We start from the raw sequence: 19,755 nt of genomic DNA on the forward strand, positions 1-19,755 counted from the left end.
AACTATTCGCTCAACGATGTGTGTAGTACCAAATGTGTGGCCGCTGGGGCCGTGTGGCGCGTAGCCGCTAGCTCATCGGCCGTGGCGCGTCCCAAGTATCCGCTTTGATCACGGGCATCACGCCCCCTGTGCGGCGAGCGCCGCGGTCAGGACGATACCGGCAATCTTAGCCGCCTTGACGTCGTGTTTGTCGTAATCCTCCAGGGCCACCGAGATGGCAACCGTGGGTGAATCGTAAGGTGCAAAGCCAACAAACGTAGAGTTGACGTTGGTGCCGCCGGTCTCGGGCGAACCGGTCTTGCCGGCAACCTTGACGCCCGGAATCTGGGCATCGGTGCCGGTACCGGACTGGACGACGGCGAGCATGGCCTGCTTGACCTGGTCGGCCGTGGCAGAGCTGACAGCCTGGCCCAGAGAGCGGGACTGCGTGGTCTTAACCACGGTTCCGTCCGGGGCGAGTATCTGGGACACAAAGAACGGGTCCATGACCACGCCGCTGTTGGCGATAGCGGCGGCGATCACGCAACTCTGCATAACGGTGGTCTGCGGGCCAGGCGTGTGGTCCATGCCGACGGGCTGGCCGGCGCCTGCCCAAGCGGTCTCCCACTCGGTCATAAGCGACGGGTCGGCCATGATGGAGGCGGCGGAGGTCAGATCTTGGCCGAGCTTTTGGCCGTAGCCAAAGGCGTTGGCAAACTGGACGAGCGAGCTGGCGCCAATCTCGTTGGCCACCTGGCCAAAGACGACGTTGGACGACACGGCGAAGGCCTGCTGCAGGCTGATGGTGCCGTAGCTTTCGTTGGCATAGTTGGTGACCGGCGCGTTGCCGATGTCCATGGAGCCGGGCGCCTGGTACGTGCTGGTAAGGCTGGCGGTGCCGGTTTCGAGTGCCGCGGAGAGCGTGACGACCTTAAAGGTCGAGCCCGGGGTGTACAGTGCGTCCATGGCACGGTTGTACATGGAGCCGTCCTCACCGCCGCCCGACTGGAGCAGCGCATCGATGTTGGTGTTGTCGTAGGTGGGCGAGCTCGCGCACGCAAGGACCGCACCGGTGCGCGGATCCATGACCACCACAGCGCCCTTAAAGCCCTTGAGCGCCTGCTCGGCAGCCGTCTGGATGCGCGAGTCGATGGTGAGCTTGGCGGTATTGCCCGGCTGGGTCTGCCCCGCGAGCGACGCGATGGCGTTGTTCCAGCTGGAGTAATCCTTAGAGCCGGTGAGCGTGTCGTTCATGACACTCTCGATGGCGGTGGTGCCATACTGCTGGCTCACGTAGCCAACCACGTGCGCTGCCAGGTTGCCGTTGGGGTAGGAGCGTACGTAGGTGCCGTCCTCCTGCTGCAGCGACTCGGCCAGCGTCACGCCGTCGGACGTGATGATGGAACCGCGCTGGATGTACTTGGAGCGGGCAATAGTGTGGTTGTTGGTCGGCATATCCTGATAGTCCTTGGCCTTGATGACCTGGACATAGGTGAGGTTGCCGATAAGGATGGCGAACAGCGCCGTAAAGGCGAGCACCGCACGGGTTAGACGGTTGGCGAGCGCCACGCGGCCGAGCACACCGGATTCAGGCGTGTCGAGCAGGCGACGGCGCATGCGCGAGCCGACGGAATGGCTGCCGCTGCCGTAGGAAGACGAGGTGGCAAAGCGCGTGCCCGTCGGGGCGGCGGCGGATGCGACCTGATCATCGGTGATGGCGGTCATGGTGCCGGTGCCGGTAAGCTCGGCCTCGCGTCCGGTCGCTTCGTCACCGGCGCGCAGCAGGAGCGCGACGATGATAAAGCTTGCCAGCAGCGAGGAACCGCCCTGGCTCATAAAGGGCAGGGTGACGCCGGTCAGCGGTATCAGGCGGGTAACGCCGCCCACGATCAAAAAGGCCTGGAAGCTGATGGCGGCCGTAAGGCCCGTGGCGCTAAAGGCGGCGAGGTCGGATTTAGCGCGGGCAGCCGTGGTGAGGCCACGCACGGCAAAGAGCATAAACAGGATGAGCACGGCGCCGCCGCCCAAAAGGCCCATCTCCTCGCCGATGGCAGAGAAGATAAAGTCGGACTCGACGACAGGGATGTTGTTGGCCATGCCGTTGCCGATACCAACACCGACCAGACCGCCATCGGCAAGCGAGAAGAGCGACTGGACGATCTGGTAGCCCTGGCCCTGGGCGTCCTTAAACGGATCGACCCAAACTTGGAAGCGCACCTGAACGTGCGACAGGAACTTGTAGGCGCCCACGGCGCCGACGGCCAAGAGCGCAAGGCCGATAACGACATACGAGAATCGACCCGTGGCAACGTAGAGCATCAGCAAGAAGATGGTGTAGAACAGCACGGCCGAACCCAGATCGCGTTCGAAGACGACGACGAGCAGGCACACACCCCACACGGCAAACAGCGGCAGCAGCAGTCGCAGGCGAGGGATCTTAAGACCTAAGATCTTGCGGTTGGAGATGGAGAGCAGCTCGCGGTTCTCGGCCAGGTATCCGGCCAGGAACAGCACGATAAAGACCTTGGCGAACTCGCCGGGCTGGATGGTAAAGCCCGCGATGCGAATCCAGAGCTTGGAGCCCGAGATCGTGGTGCCGATAAAGATGGGCAGCATCAGCAGGATGATGCCGATAATGCCAAAGGTGTACTTGTAGCGCATGACCACGTCGAGGTTTTTGACCAGTGCGAGCGTTCCCACCATCAGGGCCACCGAGACAAACAGGATGATGAGCTGTGAGATGGCGAGAGCGGGGGCGAGACGCGTCACGAACGTGATGCCGATGCCCGAAAGCACAAAGACAATGGGCAGGATGGCGGGGTCGGCACCGGGCGCCAAGATGCGCACGGCAATGTGGGCCGCGGCAAAGGCGGCAAAGAGGCCGATCGGTACGGCGAGCGTCTCAAAGGAGATGGCAGCGCCCGCGGTGAGCACGTACATCGCATACAGCAGGATGACGGGGAACGCCGAGGCGATGAGCAAGAGCAGCTCGGTGTTGCGGCGACTCATAAGCGGCACTCCCTTTCTAATTCTTATCGGAGGCTTCGGCCTCGGCGGACTGTTCGGCGGTTTTCTCGGAATCTGATTCGGAGGTCGATCCCTGATTGGTGTTGTCGCGAATCGTTTGCGCGTCGATTACCTGGCGGGTCTGCTCCTCGTCGATCTGGTGGCGGTACTTGGATATCGTGTCCTGCGCATCGTCGACACTTGTTTGCGGAATGCCCGCCTTGAGGCGGTTTTGCGTGTCTTCGGGCAGGTCGGATAGCTTGATGCTGGTTTCGCTTTCGAGCCAGTGGAGCTTGAGTCCGAGCGGCTTGCCGGGCAGGCCGCGCCAGACGGCGACATTGCCCTGGTAGGTACCCAGGTAGTACGAGCCGGTGACACCCGTGTAGGCCCAGATGCCAGCTGCCAGCACAAAGACGAGGGCCAGAATGGCGGCGATAGTAATGTTGCGGCGACGCACGCGCTGCGCCTCGCGCATAACGCCATCGTCAACCAGGTCAACGACTACTACGGTCACGTTGTCGTGGCCGCCGGCGGCAAGCGCCGCGTCCACTAGGTTGTCGACGCAGATTTGCGCGGTTGAGGACTGCGTGGCGATGTTCTCGATATCGCTATCGGGAATCATGCTCGAAAGGCCGTCGGAGCACAGGATCAGGCGGTCGCCTTCCTCGATATGCAGAGTGAAGTGGTCGGCATACATGGCGGGGTCCGAGCCCAGCGCGCGGGTGATGACCGAGCGGTTGGGGTGGACGCGAGCCTCGTCTGCCGTAATCTCGCCGGCGTCCACGAGCTCCTCCACGTAGGAATGGTCGCGGGTCACGCGGATGAGCGTGCCCTCGTGGAGCAGGTAGGCGCGAGAGTCACCCACGTGGGCGATGGCGAGCGTGTCGTTTTCGATATAGGCGCAAGTGGCTGTGCAGCCCATGCCGGGCTTGCCCAGGCCGTTCAGGGCCGCCTCGATTACGGCGGCGTTGGCGGCCTCGACGGCTGCCGCCAGGCGTGCGGCGTCGGCGGACTGCGGGGCCGTCTTGGCAATAGTCTCAACGGCGATGGAAGAGGCTACCTCGCCGGCAGCGTGACCACCCATGCCGTCGCATACGCAAAAGAGCGGCGACTGCACCAGGTAGGAATCCTCATTGTGCGGGCGTACGCAGCCAACGTCGGAGCGGGCGCCCCACATGAGTTGCGTGGTGGTGCCGGCATCATAGGTCGAGTCGGTCTCGATGCGCTCCTCGGTCAGGGGCTCAAAGCTCATGGTCGAGCCGGGGTCTTTGAGCTTGGCCTCAACGGCGGCAACGTCGATCTCGGCTGTGTCACCGGGAGAGACGGTGTCGGTCTCGGCGTTTGATTCGGAATCGCCGGTGTCCGGAGAGCCGGGCTCCTCGGACACGCGGGCGGTCGACTCGTCGTCTTGCGGGCTGACGTCTATAGGCTCGGGCGCCGGCGTAGACGCGGGCGCAACCTCGGATGCCGGGGCTATGGGAAACGCCGGCGCGGCGGGCTCGGGTGCCGCAAACACCGCAGCACTCTCGTTGATTGCCGCGGCGACGGGCTCTGCAAAGTGAGCCGGCGCCGGGGTTGCTTCGGGCGCTGTGGGATGTTCCGCAGCATGTGCGCCGATGGGCGCCGCTACGGCATCCTCTTCGTCTTCGTTATCGGCGAGATCAGAAATATCATGCGTTACATGCGAAAGAGGCAGGGAGAACACGGTGTCCTCGGGCTCCACGGGTGCGGAGCCCGCCGGAGCGGCGTGGGCCGGCGCAGCTGTGGCGGCGGCCGGTGCCTCGGTCATAGTTGCGGACTTGTTCTCCTCGTCGATCATCGACGGTTCACCTTCATGACCACGTCGCCAATCTGGACTTCGTCGCCCTCACGCAGCGTCGCGGGCTCCACGAGCTGGCGGCCGTTGACGAGCGTGCCGTTAAGCGAGTTGAGGTCCTCGATGATGAGCGCCGGGCCCTGCAGCGAAAAGCGCGCATGCGAGGCCGAGACGAATGGTTCGTTGATGCAGATGTCCGAAGACGGCGAGCGACCGACGATGACGGGGCCGAGCATGTCTACGTGGATGCCGCGGATACCGCGCGGACCCTTGTCCACATCGATCGTCCAGATAGCCGAGTCGCGGCGCTGTCCGCGCACAAGTCCCACGCCGGTCTTCATGACGGCGAACAGGAAGATATAGAGCAGGGCGACCAGGACGATGCGGCCTGCAAAAAGGACGATATCGATGTTCATAAGCGACTATCCCCTAAATTCAAAGGTGCTCAGGCCAAACGTCAGCAGATCGCCGTTGCGCAGCGGGCAGCGCGTAATGCGGCGGTTGTTGACGAGCGTGCCGTTGGTGGAATTGAGGTCCTCGATCGACCAATCCGAGCCCGTAAAGGTGAGCTGGGCGTGGCGGCGCGACACGTTGGGGTCGCGCAGGGCAATGTCGGAAACTGAGCGCTCGCGACCGATAGTCACCTGTGCGGAGGTGATGCTATGGCTCTCGCCGCTCACGACGTCGACGAGCTGGGCGAGCGGGCGCTGCGGGGCGCGAGTGCTTGCCATGTTGGAGGCGATGCCGGCTGCGGCGCCTAGGCCCACGGCGGCACCGGTCGCGGCGGCTCCGCCCATGCCGGCAAGCGCGTCGCGCGAGACGGTCTGCGGCACCGGGATAGGAGCGGCGGGGTCGGGGACGCTAGGCGCGAAGGGATCTGCTACGGCAAGCGGGTCGGGAGCGGCGGCGCGAGGCGTCGGCTGCTGCTGGGGCATGGCGGCGGGGCGCTGCTGCTGCGGGGCAGCAAACTGCTGCTGGCCGGCGCGCGGGGCGCTGGCGGCACGGCTTGCCGCGGAGTTGTTTTGGCCCAGACCGTTTTGATAGGCGCGCTCTTCTTCGTACAGGCGGCCGAGCGTGGGGGCATCGACGTTCTCGGCAAAGACCGAGAACTTGCCGGCGCGCAGCTGCGGATCGATCATAAAGCGCACGAGGGGCTCGCCGACAAAGACATAGCGGCGCTTTTCGGCCTGCGCCTTCACAAACTCGCGGACCTCGCGCGAAAGCTCGGGGTAGAACGGGGCGAGCATGGGATCGTCGTCGGCGGCGATCAGGATGGTATAGAGTGCCGGCGCCGTGTTGACGCCGTTGATCACCAGAGTCTGATCCTCCATGTCGCGAGCGGCCTGCTTGGCAAGCTTCTTAAAGGAGAACGGGGCACGGGTGGCACCGAAGATGCCGGCCACGTGGTCCTCGAAGATGTTCAGGAAGTTCACGAAAGATCACTCTCCGTATAGGTTCTTTGGTATCCGAGCAAATATAGGCATATCCCAACGATTATAGAGGATAGGGTTCCCGCAACCGCCGCCTTGGCGACGACCGCGGCTGCAAGGCTGGCAATTTCCATATGGTGTGCAAGACAGGACGCCGCTGCGCAGCCGATGCCGGCGACAGCGATGGCGGCGATTACGGCAAGGTTTGAGCCCTGATCGGCACGCTTGGCATGGGCGTTGAGCAGCGCAGATGACGCCGCGGCAGTTGCCGCTACCAGCACAAAGGCAGCCCAAAGGAGTGGGTCTCCCAGCGCTGCGGCAACGTTACCGAGCCCCAGCACGCCTCCGGCTGAAAGCGCGACCGTGGCCAGACGGGCAAAAAGTGCGCCCATGCCCGTTGCCGCGGCGGCGCTTGCCGGGCCGAGCCAAAATGACGCGACGCCGGCGGTGACCCCAGCTGCCAGGAAGGTATTGCCGGTCAGACAGCCAAGCGCGAGTGCACAGGTGAGTGCGGCGCTCGCGGCAGCCTCGGTGCGACCCCAGGCGATCCACCAACCGGACATGGCGGCGGCAAAGATCACCGCGACGGGCAACATCGACAGGACGCCCTGTGCCTGCATGGTGGCGTTTGCCATGAGCACCAAAAAGCCCACAGCCGAGATGGCCGAGCCAATCTGGGGGGCCAGGCCGGCCGCCGCTCCGATCGCGATAGCCGCAATGACCAGGCCGGGAAGCGCCGCGACGCCGGCCGTCTGCATCAGCAAAAAGCTAAAGGCGCCGCACGTTAGCGCCGAGATAGCGTGCATGGCGTAGTCGCGCGCATGGCTCCAGCGCGTGCCTGCCCAGCCGAGTGCGGGGTCGACTTCGATGGTGTCGTCCTCGTAGTGCGACGGCTCGATATCGTCGAGCTCCTGCTCGTCATCCGAAAGTTCGCCAACCATTTGCTCCAGGCTGCGACGGCCTTCGCGCACGCTGCCCAGACCGGCAAGGAGCTGGTCGCAAAATGCCTCGATGCTGTTGGGGCGGTCCTGCGGCATGGGGGAGAGCGCGCTCATGAGCGCGGCCTCGGCTCCCGGGGGAAAGTGTGGTATCAGCTCGCTGGGATAGGTGGCGCCGCCGATGATACGGCCGAGCGAGTCGGCGGGCGTGGCCGCCATAAAGGGAGCGCTGCCGCACAGGCCCTCGTAGATCACACAGGCGAGGGCAAAGACATCAGCGCGTTCGTCGACCGTGCCGGTCTCGATATCGAGCTGCTCGGGCGGCATGTAGCCGATGGTGCCGCCGCGTGAGCCGCCAAAGCCACCGGCGGACGACAGCCGCGCCATGCCAAAGTCGGTGAGCTTTACATTGCCCGAGTGGTCGATGAGCACGTTGGCGGGCTTGATGTCCAGGTGGAGCACGCCATTACTGTGGGCGAAGGTGAGCGCCTGGCCCAGGGCATCGGCAATGGCCGCGGCCTCGTCAAAGGTGAGCGAATGGCCGTCCACGCGATGCAAAAACTCGGCCAGCGACATGCCGTCGACATATTCCATAACCAGGTAGGCATAGGCGGTATCGTGCGTAAAGTCGATGACCTGCACGATATTGGGATGTTGAAGCATGGCGGCAGTGTGCGCCTCGCGCAGGACATCCATGATGTCGCTAGCGGGCATGCCAGCACCGTTGATAAGGGGGATGCGTTTAATGGCGACGCGGCGGCGCAGGTGCGTGTCGCGGCAGATCTCGATGGAGCCAAAACCGCCGGTCGCAAGTGTCTCGAGCGGCTGGTACCGCTTGAGCAGCTCGCGAGAGCTGGTGCCCTCCAAAGGAACGTCCGGCGAGAACCGGGCGGTATGTTGCGAGAAAAGCGGCATGGCCAACCCTCGTGCGTTTAAAGTTCGTTTGCGAGCGGCGGGCGTGGGGCCGAGCCATTCGCGGTGGCATAGATGCTGCTAGTGTAGCACGCTCGGGCAGATGGCGAGGAAACGGGGATGAGGTGGTCCGATCGATTCGGGCCGTTTCGGCTCGTTCGGAAAGCGCACCCCAGTTTTCAGCCAAATTATGGGATGCGCTTTCCAAATGGGGTGGGCTGCGGAAACTGCATCCCAGAATATTGCCCTGGAACGGGATGCGCTTTCCGAACCGGCGTCCAAAAGGAAACCGCATCCCGCTTTGATGTGGGGACTGCGAACAAAAGCCGGACCGTGATCTGGCGCGGATTGGAGTTCGCCTGAATCATTGATGCTGGCTGGTGTGAGAACAGAGATAAACGAGCGGCTCGAGCGATATAATGACACGCTATGGAGGCCGTATGCTCTTTTCCCGCCGTTCTGCTACATTTGCCTGCGCCATTGCGCTTGTCGTAATGGCGGTCACCCCTTATCACCGGTTTTCATCTTCAATCGGCCTAGCGTCAGGTGCAATGACCTGGCTCGTTATCCTGGGCGCATGCCTCGCGGCGTTTGTTCATGGTGCTGCGCTATGCAAGGGGGGAATGAGAAGGCCGAGGCATCTCGGTGCCATCGGTGTTTTCCTTGGTGTTATTGCAACGGTTCCCGAATGGGCCGACCTGGCTTTCTATGCTCGCGGAGACTCTATTCCAATCGTGTTTGCACCGATTTGGTTGTTACATGGCGTTTCGTGTGTCTCGTGCTTTGTTGGGTCGCTGCTTCTCTCATATGTTATTTGGGGCACGGCGGACTCTCCTTTGACGCAGAGGTCGACACGGACTGACGAAAGGGAAACTCGTCACCCGCAGGACGCGATTTTTACAGAAACAATAGCCGTCATGTCTTGCCTGCTGTTTTGCTGTCGAGTTTCATGGAGAGTCGTTCCCGAGCCATGGGGGATGCCCCCTGTAACGGCCGCGTCAATTGGCCTTGCGCTTTTAATTCCGTTGGTCTATCTCGCATTGACTGTGGCCCCGCCGTTTTGCCGCCCTCGTGCCTTTGGCCATGGGCGGCGCGACGTGTTTGCCTGTTCTGTGCTCGTAGCAGTTCCTATTGGTCTTATTCCGGCTGTTGAGGCGGCATACTTCGCAAGCGATGCCGTGGTCATTGCATTGCTGGCGATGGGGTCCGTTATCGCTGCTGCCTTCGTATGCATGTTGCTAAGGGGGAAACGGGACAACAATTCGGATATCGCCTGTGCGTCCGACACATTCGATGCGGGGGTGTTTTCCCCTGCCCTGTCGCCTAGAGAAGAGCAGTTTGTTCGACTGCTGCTCAAAGGGAAAACGCCGGCGGAAATTGCCAAGGAGACGGATACGAAGCCATCGACGGTGAGAACAACGCTTCACCGAGCATACGGGAAGGCGTCGGTTGCGGGCTCACGCGAGCTCGTGGCGCTGTTTGCGGGTGAGGGCGATACTGTAGGGCATGAGCTACCGCAGCGGCATGCTGACGATATAGTGGCATCAGCTCGAACGCGCCGGCTGTTTCGATACCTGCTCACATTATTCTTTATCCTCCTTGCGGCGGGGCCCTTGGTAATGGCGGATAGCGATTGGGGGTCCGGTGTTTCGCGGGCTGTCGCCTTTTCCCTCTTAAGCTACGCATTGGGTCTCGGACTGCTTCTGTCGCTACGCTACGCGGGTGGAAAAGCGAATCGTGGCGCTGCGCTGGATAGAGCGGGTGAAGCGATTTGGCTCGGAAGCCCGTACGTATGGGCGGTGCTATCTGCTGTGGAATGGTCTTTTATCTATATCGCGGCATTGATGTGCATACGCGTTCCGTTGATGGCTGTGCCGGTCCTGTTTTGCGGCGTGGCGTCTACGGCTTCGCTCGCTGTTGGGCTGCGTCCGTTTAAGGTGCATGCCCATGCTCGGGCTATCGTGCCGTTGGTGCCAATGGGCATGGTTGCCTTAATCTATGCGGTCGCTAGGGGGCGAATCCATGGACTTGCGGTGCTGACGGGGGTGCTGCTCACATATATAGTGATGCGAAGCTGTCCGCAGCGCAAAATGCTTGGGATATGGATGCTTTGCTTCGGGGCGACGGCTCCTGTTTGGGCTGTCTTGCTCAATATGGTGCAGGATCTGACGGTTTTCGAGCCGTTGTTCCTCGCGTCGTTGTTGGGGCAAAGTTCGGCTGTCAATGTCGTCGTGGCAACGGTGATTGTTTGCTGGTCTGTGCCCATGTTCGTTACGCACATCGCGCTCGCCCGCTCGGTTGAGGACGAGAAGGCCGTCTTGGAGTACCGGGCGAACGGGTCCACCGAAACGGCCCGCGTGCGCCAGCTGGCCCTGCTTACGTCGCGCTCCCTTTCTGATGTTCAGTCGCAAATTTTGCTGATGACGGCAGAGGGGGCAACGACAAAGGCCATTGCGGAGGATGTCGGTTACGCTGCATCTACGGTGCAAGCGCTGCGGTCTGCATCTTACCGCCAGTTGAAGATCAAGAATAAGGCGGAGCTAATTTTATTGTTATCGCAGGTAAATAACGTATAAACGCCTGAGCAATCAACTCAATAGCGGGTGTTTACAGACATCTTTCTCTATTCATGCGAAGGTTGCCGTGCGTCGACGCATTGTTAACCGCTTTTGATTGGAGAAGGCCATGATTAAGCCAAGGAGCGCTATTGCTCGAATCGGAGTCGGCTTGGTGATTGCAGCTGGTCTGTCCCTAGGGGTTCCCGCTGCATCGTTTGCACAAGAGGAGTTTGACACCTCTCAGGTTTCCAGCATTACTCAAAACGCCGATACGGGAATTACGACCTGTACGAACAATGCCGATAAGGCATTTAGTTTTCAATGTGCCGGGACGAGTGCAACTGGCTACCGTCAAAAGGATGATTCCTCATCGCTCTATCTGGATATCCAGGGCCATACGGGAAATCCGCTTCGGTTATATACAGACGGTGCGTATAACACAAGCGGTAGCGGCAGCATGAATTGTACTCAGGGAACGTATCGTTCGAATCACAAGGGACAGTGGGAAATGTATAACCTCGTCCGTGAGAACGGGCGATCTGCGGCGCGACTGACTGCATGGGCGGAGTCTGGCTACGGCACTGTTATTGGCGTATGGAGCCCCGACTGCGTCGGGCATTTCCACAAGCTTCCCGCATAGTTGTTTGAAATGGCTCCCTTCCGGCTTTCTGGGTCGGAAGGGGGAGGAGGACGTATGAACCAAAAGCTCGCAAGATACGAACTGTCGAAAACGATTAGACGTCCAGCTTTTATCCTTGCTCTCTTGATTGCGGTCGCAGTTGCAATAGCTGCCGCGCTGGAGCCGTGGGCAAATTTGGAAAAAGAGCGCCACAACCTTCTTTCTTTTGGTTACGGCGTTGGCGTGCAAGCCGAAAATTATCTCGGTCAAACACGTGAAAGCAGCTTCGGTAACTGGATTGTTGTGAGCGCGAACGCGCCACTGTCTGCGTCGGTGTTTTTCTATGCACTGCCCCTGCTTGCAATGTTGGCTGGATCTTGGTCGTGTCTCTTTGAGCGTTTGAGTGGTTATGACATGCAGATATGCACGCGCGTTTCCAGAAAGGCGTACGTGAACGTAAAGATGCTGTCTGCTTTCCTCTCCGCGTTTACAGTGACTGCCATTCCTCTGCTCGTCAATTTCCTGATCGTCTCGATGCTTTTTCCTGCGTATCTTCCTCGGGTCGATGAGTCGACTTACGTAGGACTTTACCTGCATAGCTACTTCTCCGGTCTATTTTATTCGCATCCTTTGTCATATGTGCTCGCATACACGCTGTTCGATGCTGTCACGCTCGGGACTTTATCCATGGCTGTAACTGGCTTCTCAATTTTGTTTCGTAGCAGAATCAAAGCGATAATTGTCCCGTATCTGCTAATGGTTGCGTGGCATTTTGCAAATGGCTGGATCTTCGGCGTAATGGCTTGTGTGGGGTTTAACTGCAATATCCTCAACAGCATCAGGTCGGAATCGCTGAATAACTGGCCAGACATTCGAGCCGGTTTTGCGGAAATCATATTATTGACCCTTGCTTCGTTGGCTTTTTCTGGGGCGTGGAAAAGACGCGAGGTGGTCTGATGCTGTTTAGGCTGGTCGCCGCGGACCTGAGGACCGTTTTGAAGAAGAACATCATCACTTTTATTGCAATTGCGGCAGTGACCGTTGCGAACTTGGTGTACGCCTACGGATTGTCTTCTGTGTATGGGGTTAGAACGGATACCTTGGGGTTTGCGGATAATCTTGCGCTCGTGTTTGCCGGATCTGCTCCGTTTGAGCCTAGGCCCGGGGTCATGTTTGTGCCTCCGCTAGGATGGCTATTTCTCATTCTGCTTATTCTCTATACAACACTCGACTATCCGACCGAATCGTTGCACGGGTTTGGTTTGCAAGCGCTTGTTCGATGCCGGGCAAGAACCCTTTGGTGGGTCTCGCGTTTTATCTTGGTGGCGGCAGTAACGGCATTTTCACTGCTCGTGGTGGTTTGCTCTGTTGTGATTTGGAGCTTGGTGGTGAGCTCCTCGTTCAGCGCGGTCATTCATGGTGAGTCGCTTCAACTGGCTAATTTGGCGCCGTGGTTTCTCAAAGCTGCCGAGGCAGATGCGCTGCCGTTTTTCATAGGTCTCTTATTTGCTTTTGAGGCGCTTGCGTTTGCGCAGGCAGCGGTTGGGTTTGTGCTTGGGTCGTCAGTCTCGTTTGTGGTTTTAATGAGCTACCTGATCTGCTCGGCATATGCACGACATTGGGCGCTATTGGGTAACGCCTTGATGCTGTTGCGCTGGGGTGGAATTGTCAAAGAGGGAATCGCGGCGGGCTCGAGTGTCTTGTCATCAATTGGGCTTATGTCGTTATGCCTATCGTTGGGTGGACTGTGGTTTCGAAGGGCCGACCTTATAGAAAAGGGGGACAAGATATGAGTGTGATCGTAAGGGGCGTATCGAAGCGCATGGGTAAAAACGATGTCCTGCGCAACGTGTCCATCGAGGTTGACCCTGGGACTGTGGTCGGGCTTCAGGGGATAAACGGTTCGGGTAAGACCATGCTCATGCGAGCGGTTTGCGGGTTGATCAAGCCTACCGAAGGCGAAATCTCTATCGATGGCCAAAGGCTTGGGGCGGACATCTCGTTCCCGCCGAGTCTGGGGATGTTGATCGAGGCGCCTTCCTTTTTGGGATATCTGTCTGGCTACGACAATCTGAAGCTCATCGCTCAGATCAAGGGCGTTGCCACCCCCGAGGACATTCGCTCTGCCCTGCGGCTCGTGGGGCTCGATGCAGACGAAAAAAAGAAGTTCCGAGCATACTCGCTTGGGATGAAGCAGCGTCTGGGGATAGCTGCGGCAATTATGGAGAAGCCGAAGCTGCTTGTTCTCGATGAGCCAACGAATGCCCTCGACGAAGCGGGCGTTGAAATGCTCAAGCGCGTTGTGGCGATGGCGGCATCAACGGGTCGTGAGGTCCTTCTGTCCAGCCATGACGGAGAGGTGCTCGAGGAACTGGCCGATCGGGTTTACTGCATGCGCGACGGTGCCGTTGTGAAAGTTCGGGAAAGGTCGTGAGCGCGATGAAGAAGACCCTGTGGACGAGAAGATCGGCGCTCGCGCTTTTTTGCTGTGCTGCTGCCGGCCTTGCGGGCATGAGGGTGAGCGTCGTTAACGGGAACCGGACGGTCATTCCTGAGAAATATTACGCGGAGGGCGAATGGCTCTCGATGGATGGAGCGTTTCTGGGGTCGAAGGATGTGGTGACTGATGGGTATTCGTTTTGCATAGACGGGGCAGAGTTGCTCACGCCGCGCGAGTATCTCAAACGAGCACATGACGATTATTCAAAATATGGCACCGTGGATACGAAAACGAGACTGAAGGATGCCGACATCACGTGCGTTATCGCCGTAAAGATGCGTGTCAGAAATAGGGATAATATCGACGGTGGAATCAAAGCGTATGTTTGGCATCTGGTTCCGGAGTCTGCGCCAAACTATGATTTTGTAGTCAATACCGATCTGATAACGCAAGCCATGCCGGTCCTTGGCGGCTCTGCTGCGTTTGCCGTGGAGGTTGGGGCAGAAAACGAGTTGCTCGTCCCATTTATGATGCAGAACACCAACGACTATTTCGAAGGTTACGAGACCGTCCGTTTTGAGAAAGCATTTCCCGGGACTTACACGATGAAGATGACCGATCTGCCGGAGCGGAAGCTCTTAAGGTTTGAAGTGAAATAGCTCGAGAGCAAGGCAAAACGGGTCCATTGGCGGTACGCGCGCCCGATTCCAGGCGCCCCGGCCCGGAATCGGGCGCGGGACGAGGCGCCTTCGGTGTCGGCCGGCCTACCGCTTCTTCTTGCTCTTCTTCTGCTTGCGCTGCTTGCCCTTGGTCTCCTGGGGCTTGTCGCCCTGTTTTGCTTCGGCAGCGGCCTTTTCTGCCTTCATCTTCTTGCGTTTGGTCTCGATGCGGAGTTTTTTGTTGATGCGCGCCTTAAGGAAGGGACCGAACTGCTCGGCATCGCCGCGGACAAAGGTGTCCTTAGGGATCGTCACGCCCTGGTCGGCGAACATGGCCACAAAGATGCGCTCGCCGTCGAGCACGTGGTCGAGCTTTTCAAACGGGAAGAACTGCGACTTGCCGCTCGTGCCCCAAACCATCAGGCCGTCCTCGTTGGCGGCGACGCGGCGATAGCGGCCACCCATGGACTCGTCGGCCTCAACGGCGTCGATAAAGTCGCGGGCGAGGGTGTGGTGCAGGTTTTTGCTCCACCAGGCCAAAAAGGCGCCGAATACGATCAAGACGACGCCAAACTTGATCCAGTTGCCGCCGGCCACCAGCATGCCGATGCCGATGAGCGCGGCAATTGCCGCGGCGACATACAGCGAGCCGCGACGCCTGGGCGAGGCGACCAGGCGGGCGAAGTCGGTGACGAGGTCGTTTTCGTACTGATACTCGTTGAGGTACAGAATGCCGTCATCGGCCGCGGCCTGCGCCTCGAGCGCGACCTCGACTTGGTCGGCTGCTTCGGAGGGAATGAGGTTGCTCTCTGCGTCTGCCATGCTCTTTGGACTCCTATCGCGGCGGGCTCGCCGTACGGGTTATTATGGAATGCAGTATGCCGTGCGACCGCATGGCCGCCGCGGCAACAAGACTCAGTATACCCGGGGGAGCACCCATGGAATCGTTGTACCGAAAGTATCGCCCGCTCACCTTCGACTCCGTGGTGGGCCAGCAGCATATCGTCTCGACGCTCGAGCACGCCATCACCGAGGGGCGCCTGTCCCACGCCTACCTGTTCTGCGGACCGCGCGGCACGGGCAAGACCACCATGGCGCGCATTCTGGCCAAGGCGCTGCTGTGCCGCAATGCCGAGGCGGCGCGCGCCGAGGGAGCAAGCGGCTGCATGCCCGACGGCACCTGCGAGGAGTGCGAACTCATCGCCGAGGGCAACCATCCGGACGTCTACGAGCTCGATGCCGCAAGCCGCACGGGCGTGGACAATGTGCGCGAGGAAATCATCAACTCCGTCAACTTTGCCCCGGTGCGCGGCAAGTACAAGATCTATATCATCGACGAGGTCCACATGCTCACAACGGCGGCGTTTAACGCGCTGCTCAAGACGCTCGAGGAGCCGCCGGCGCACGTGATCTTTGTGCTGTGCACCACCGACCCGCAAAAGATTCTGGAGACCATCCTCTCGCGCTGCCAGCGTTTCGATTTCCATCGTATCGGCAACGAGGATATTGAGCATCGCCTGGCATACGTGTGCGAGCAGGAGGGCTTCGACTACGACGATGAGGCGCTCGCTATCGTGGCGCGCCATGCCAAGGGCGGCATGCGCGACGCGTTGTCCACGCTGGAGCAGCTGAGCGTTTTTGGCAACGGCGCTGTGCATGCGGACGATGCCCGCTCGCTTTTGGGCGAGGTTTCGGACCAGATTCTGGGCGAGTTTTCCCGCGCCATTGCCGATCGCAATGTTGCCGAGCTCTATGGACTGATTCGTGCGCAGGTCGAGGAAGGAAACGACCTGCTGGAGCTGACGCGCGACCTGGTGGCGCATGTGCGTGACGTGTACGTTGCCTGCGTTGCCGGTGCCCGTGCTGAGCTGTTTGAGGGCGGCTCCGAGCAGGCCGAGGCGCTTGCTGCCGAGGCCGCTGCCTTTGGCGAGCATCCTGCCGACCGCCTGGCCCGTGTGCTGACAGTGCTCGACGATGCCGCACTGGAGATGAGGGGCGCGAGCGACGTGCGCCTGGTGCTCGAGATTGCCTGCACGCGTCTGGCACGTCCCGAGGCTGATTTAACGATTGAGGCATTGGCCGAGCGCATGGCACGTCTGGAGGCCATGGTTGCCAATGCAGCGGTACCGGCGAGCGTGGCTGCTGCTCAGGCCGCCGCGCCTGCAGCATCCGTATCCGCTGCTGCCCAGCAGCCGACGCTCATTTCGGGCGCCCGTGCTGCCGCTCCGGCGGCATCCGCTGCCCCCGCTGGTATGTCCGCGCGCCAGGGCGGTATGCCTTGGGACCGTGGTGCTGCCGCTCCGGCGGCTCAGCCTGCGCCCGCGTCAGCTTCCAAGCCTGCAGCGCCTGCACCTCAGTCTGCGCCGGCTCCGACGCCTCAGCCCGTTGCGGCCCCCGCGCCTGCCACCGCTCCGGCGCCTAAGCCCCAGTCCAGCAATGCCGCCCAGGTTGCTGCCGCCGGCACCGCCGAGACCCCCGCGGTCGAGGATGCCGGAGAGCTGCAGCGCAAATGGGCCGAGGTTGTCGAGCGTGTCAAGGCGCGTCAGGCTTCCTACGCAGGGCTTTTGCTCAACGCCCGCGCCACGGCCGACGACGGCTCCAAACTCACCGTTTCGTTCCCTGCGGGCTCGACCTTTGCCATCAAGATGCTCGGTCGCGCCGATACGCAGTCGGTGGTCCTGCCGACGGTCTGCGCGGTCTTCGGTCGTCGCACCGTCGACTATGTCCTGGATGGGGGTGGCACGCCGGCTCCTCAACATGAGGAGCATTCTCCATCTGCACGGGCTGCGGCATCTGCGGACCCGCAACCCGTGTCCTCGGCGGCCCCTGCATCCTCGAGCGCCAGCGCGATGCAGCCAAAAGCAGCACCGGTAGCGGCACCGACCCCGTCGGCGCCTAAGCCCGTCACGGCCAAACCGGCTGCTCCGACACCCGCGCCCAAGCCCGCCTCGCCCGCGCCCAAGTCGTCTGACCTGGGCAAAGCCCCCTGGCTACGCTCCGACAACCCCGCCGGCGCTCCTGCCACGGGTAAGCTCCCGACTGAGCCCGCGCCCCGTGCGCCCGAGCGCTCTGCCGCTCCCAAATCTCAGCCTGCTGCGTCGTCTGCGCCGTGGGAATCCGAGCGGGTGCCCTACGACGATGCCATGGTTGGTGGTTTTGCTGCCGATGCCGGCGGGGACGATCTTCCTCCGTTCGACGTGCCGGGTGCGGCGCCCGCGTCCAAGCCCGCTGTAACCGCCCCCAAAGAGGAGGACGCCCCCGCTGCCCCTTGGGAGTCCAACCCCGGCGCCGGCAGCCCCTTCGGCCACCAGGGCGCAGCCCCGAGCATCCCGCAGACCGAGGACGAGGCCAAAGCCCTCATCCGCAGCGTCTTCGGCCAGTCCACCATCTTCAAGCCGGTGGAGTAGCTGCGCAGGCGGGTATACTGCTCAAGAAGAGAACCCCTTGCCCGGGCGCATCTGTATTTCGGACATGTGCAACGTGGTGCCGCGTATATCGCATTCGAGCAGACAGGCGCGTGACGGTCGGCCTAGGATGCTGAGGTCGATACGATACGTCGCATGGCTGTCCGTGTACTCGACTTGCTCGGCGTTGACGGTTGCTCCGATTGTAAATAAAGAGCCCAGTTCGGCATCGACAATCTTGGAGTCCTTTATCTTGACCTTGAACTCTTGGTAGAGGGACGGGCTGTTGTAGTAAATGGTTCGGGTTCCGTCGGTGCATTCATCGGTCGTCTCCCATTTGACGACGGGCTGGTCCGAGCTGGCTATCAGCAGTTCTGCTCCAAAAGCTATGGCATGGGTGATGATAACCAGTAATACCCAGACGACAAAGAGATAGAGAACCACATATGCAACGGGGTGTTTTGAGCGGATGTTTTGGAGTACGGCTGGGACATTCACGAGGGCACCTCCAAATCGTCATCTATGACAATCAAATTATACCCAGCCGCCATGCGTGCCGCCTCGAGCAGCGGCTCGGCATTTTGCCATGTAGCCTTGTAGCCCTACGCATAAACTGCCTGGTTCCAGCTCTGCTAGATGTAGCTTGAGATAATTATGCAACCTTGCATAATTCGACCTTGCATAATCTTGGGCGTGGTTTGTATTGGAGGACATGTATATCGACTGAGGTAGCGTGTCCGCCCCGCTTGCTTGCCCCGCGCCGTGGTACGATTTTTGAGTTTGAAAGTCCCGTCGCGCTCCGGCTGCCCTTGCAGCTTGTCGCGCGGCCGCACGTAAAGGAGCCATCATGGCCGGTATGAACATGCAGCAGATGATGAAGCAGGCTCGCAAGATGCAGGAGCAGCTTGCCGCCGCGCAGGAAAACCTTAAGTCCCAGACCGTCGACGCCTCTGCCGGCGGCGGCATGGTCAAGGTGACCGTTAACGGCGAGATGGAGCTCGTCAACCTCACCATCGACCCCGATGCCCTCGATCCCGAGGACGTCGATATGCTGCAGGACATGATCATGGCTGCCGTCAACGAGGCCGTTCGCGGCGTCAACGAGCTCGCCAACAAGCAGATGGGCGCCATCACTGGCGGCCTCAACATCCCGGGCATGCCGTTCTAAGACGCGCATATATATGAGTGCCAACCATAGCCTGCAAAAATTGCTCGATGAGCTGGGCCGCCTGCCGGGCATTGGCCCCAAGTCGGCTCAGCGCATCGCCTATTACCTGCTCGAGGCCGATGCCGAGGAAGCGCGTCGCCTGGCCGAGGCCATCCTGGAGGTTAAGCAGGAGGTTCACTTTTGCAGCCGCTGTTTTAACTACGCCACGGCCGACGAGTGCTCCATCTGCCAGGATTCGATGCGCGATACCACTCGCATTTGCGTGGTGGGCGAGCCGCGCGATGTCCAGGCGATTGAGCGCACGGGCAGCTACCATGGTCTCTACCACGTATTGGGCGGCGTGATCAGTCCCATGGACAAGATTGGCCCCGAGCAGCTGCACATTCGTGAGCTGTTGGCGCGCTTGGGGCACGAGGATATCACCGAGGTCATTATCGCCACCAACCCCAATATCGAGGGCGAGACCACGGCGAGCTACCTGGCCCGCACTATCAAGCCGCTGGGCGTTGAGGTGTCGCGTCTGGCGAGCGGCCTTCCCGTGGGCGGCGACCTGGAGTATGCCGACGAGCTTACGCTTGGGCGCGCCATCGAGGCCCGTCGCACGATTTAGGTGGCGAGCCTGCTCCTGCCGTATGTCTTCATCGCGACGCACGGGGTAGTCATAATTCCCCGTGCGACTGTAAGTTTGTTGTGCAACAAAGATGCTTTGTATCCGCTTATCGCATGGATGCTTCCACTCGCATCCTTAATTTGCCCATTCGTTGCGCAACCTTTTGGGTTCGCTGATACACTCAAATATGGATTCGAATGAATGCGCCGCTCCCGA

16 protein-coding genes are annotated in these 19,755 nt (G+C 60.6%); 9 read left to right on the forward strand and 7 right to left on the reverse strand.

Annotation, left to right across the window (positions count from 1 at the left end; all coding sequences use genetic code 11):
- Positions 1–117 precede the first annotated feature (117 nt).
- The 5 genes from DXB86_RS08085 to DXB86_RS08105 are packed head-to-tail and all read right to left on the reverse strand — an operon-like array spanning position 118 to position 8,084.
- Entirely contained in the window at positions 118–2,988 is a 2,871-nt protein-coding gene (locus tag DXB86_RS08085) for an FtsW/RodA/SpoVE family cell cycle protein (protein WP_117736766.1), read from the reverse strand.
- A gap of 16 nt (positions 2,989–3,004) precedes the next feature.
- Positions 3,005–4,804, reverse strand: coding sequence for a Stp1/IreP family PP2C-type Ser/Thr phosphatase (locus DXB86_RS08090; RefSeq protein WP_117736767.1), 1,800 nt, complete (start codon positions 4,802–4,804; stop codon positions 3,005–3,007).
- A complete protein-coding gene (locus DXB86_RS08095) occupies positions 4,801–5,217 on the reverse strand; it encodes an FHA domain-containing protein (protein ID WP_006235180.1) in 417 nt (138 codons plus the stop codon). Before DXB86_RS08095 ends, DXB86_RS08090 begins: the two co-directional genes overlap by 4 nt.
- Positions 5,218–5,223: 6 nt before the next feature.
- The gene (locus tag DXB86_RS08100) at positions 5,224–6,234 is read right to left on the reverse strand and encodes an FhaA domain-containing protein (protein ID WP_070097545.1); all 1,011 of its coding nucleotides are present in this window, start codon (positions 6,232–6,234) and stop codon (positions 5,224–5,226) included.
- Positions 6,231–8,084 carry a serine/threonine-protein kinase gene (locus tag DXB86_RS08105; RefSeq protein ID WP_117634460.1) on the reverse strand — a complete coding sequence of 618 codons (1,854 nt, stop codon included), beginning with the start codon at positions 8,082–8,084 and terminating at the stop codon, positions 6,231–6,233. Before DXB86_RS08105 ends, DXB86_RS08100 begins: the two co-directional genes overlap by 4 nt.
- 437 nt (positions 8,085–8,521) lie before the next feature.
- On the opposite strand from DXB86_RS08105, the gene DXB86_RS08110 reads away from it, so the two are divergent.
- The 6 genes from DXB86_RS08110 to DXB86_RS08130 all read left to right on the forward strand — a co-directional run bounded on the left by DXB86_RS08110 (position 8,522) and on the right by DXB86_RS08130 (position 14,357).
- Positions 8,522–10,657, forward strand: coding sequence for a LuxR C-terminal-related transcriptional regulator (locus tag DXB86_RS08110; RefSeq protein WP_158555303.1), 2,136 nt, complete (start codon positions 8,522–8,524; stop codon positions 10,655–10,657).
- A gap of 109 nt (positions 10,658–10,766) precedes the next feature.
- Positions 10,767–11,279 carry a hypothetical protein gene (locus DXB86_RS09920; RefSeq protein WP_124785772.1) on the forward strand — a complete coding sequence of 171 codons (513 nt, stop codon included), beginning with the start codon at positions 10,767–10,769 and terminating at the stop codon, positions 11,277–11,279.
- 54 nt (positions 11,280–11,333) lie between these two features.
- A complete protein-coding gene (locus DXB86_RS08115; protein ID WP_089573265.1) occupies positions 11,334–12,215 on the forward strand; it encodes a hypothetical protein in 882 nt (293 codons plus the stop codon).
- Positions 12,216–12,253: 38 nt separating this feature from the next.
- Positions 12,254–13,051 (forward strand): hypothetical protein, encoded by a 798-nt coding sequence (locus DXB86_RS08120; RefSeq protein ID WP_147326479.1) that lies wholly within the window; start codon positions 12,254–12,256, stop codon positions 13,049–13,051.
- Positions 13,048–13,692, forward strand: a complete 645-nt coding sequence (locus DXB86_RS08125; RefSeq protein WP_089573263.1) for an ATP-binding cassette domain-containing protein — start codon at positions 13,048–13,050, stop codon at positions 13,690–13,692. The genes DXB86_RS08120 and DXB86_RS08125 overlap by 4 nt, the downstream gene beginning before the upstream one ends.
- A 5-nt stretch (positions 13,693–13,697) precedes the next feature.
- Entirely contained in the window at positions 13,698–14,357 is a 660-nt protein-coding gene (locus tag DXB86_RS08130) for a DUF5028 domain-containing protein (RefSeq protein WP_147330833.1), read from the forward strand.
- 105 nt (positions 14,358–14,462) lie between these two features.
- Here DXB86_RS08130 and DXB86_RS08135 read toward each other — a convergent pair whose 3' ends face one another.
- Entirely contained in the window at positions 14,463–15,179 is a 717-nt protein-coding gene (locus DXB86_RS08135; protein ID WP_117736770.1) for a hypothetical protein, read from the reverse strand.
- A gap of 116 nt (positions 15,180–15,295) precedes the next feature.
- On the opposite strand from DXB86_RS08135, the gene dnaX reads away from it, so the two are divergent.
- On the forward strand, positions 15,296–17,764 hold the full coding sequence (dnaX, locus tag DXB86_RS08140) for a DNA polymerase III subunit gamma/tau (protein WP_158555304.1): 2,469 nt from the start codon (positions 15,296–15,298) through the stop codon (positions 17,762–17,764).
- A gap of 21 nt (positions 17,765–17,785) precedes the next feature.
- Here dnaX and DXB86_RS08145 read toward each other — a convergent pair whose 3' ends face one another.
- Positions 17,786–18,259, reverse strand: coding sequence for a hypothetical protein (locus DXB86_RS08145; protein WP_117648547.1), 474 nt, complete (start codon positions 18,257–18,259; stop codon positions 17,786–17,788).
- A gap of 349 nt (positions 18,260–18,608) precedes the next feature.
- On the opposite strand from DXB86_RS08145, the gene DXB86_RS08150 reads away from it, so the two are divergent.
- Together DXB86_RS08150 and recR are read left to right on the forward strand one after the other, a co-directional pair.
- Complete coding sequence (locus DXB86_RS08150) at positions 18,609–18,929, forward strand: YbaB/EbfC family nucleoid-associated protein (RefSeq protein ID WP_006235174.1); 321 nt, start codon at positions 18,609–18,611, stop codon at positions 18,927–18,929.
- Between the two features lie 13 nt (positions 18,930–18,942).
- Complete coding sequence (gene recR / locus DXB86_RS08155; RefSeq protein WP_117584188.1) at positions 18,943–19,539, forward strand: recombination mediator RecR; 597 nt, start codon at positions 18,943–18,945, stop codon at positions 19,537–19,539.
- Positions 19,540–19,755 lie beyond the last annotated feature (216 nt).

It is taken from the genome of Collinsella sp. OM06-18AC (genome assembly GCF_003438785.1).
Lineage (GTDB): Bacteria > Actinomycetota > Coriobacteriia > Coriobacteriales > Coriobacteriaceae > Collinsella.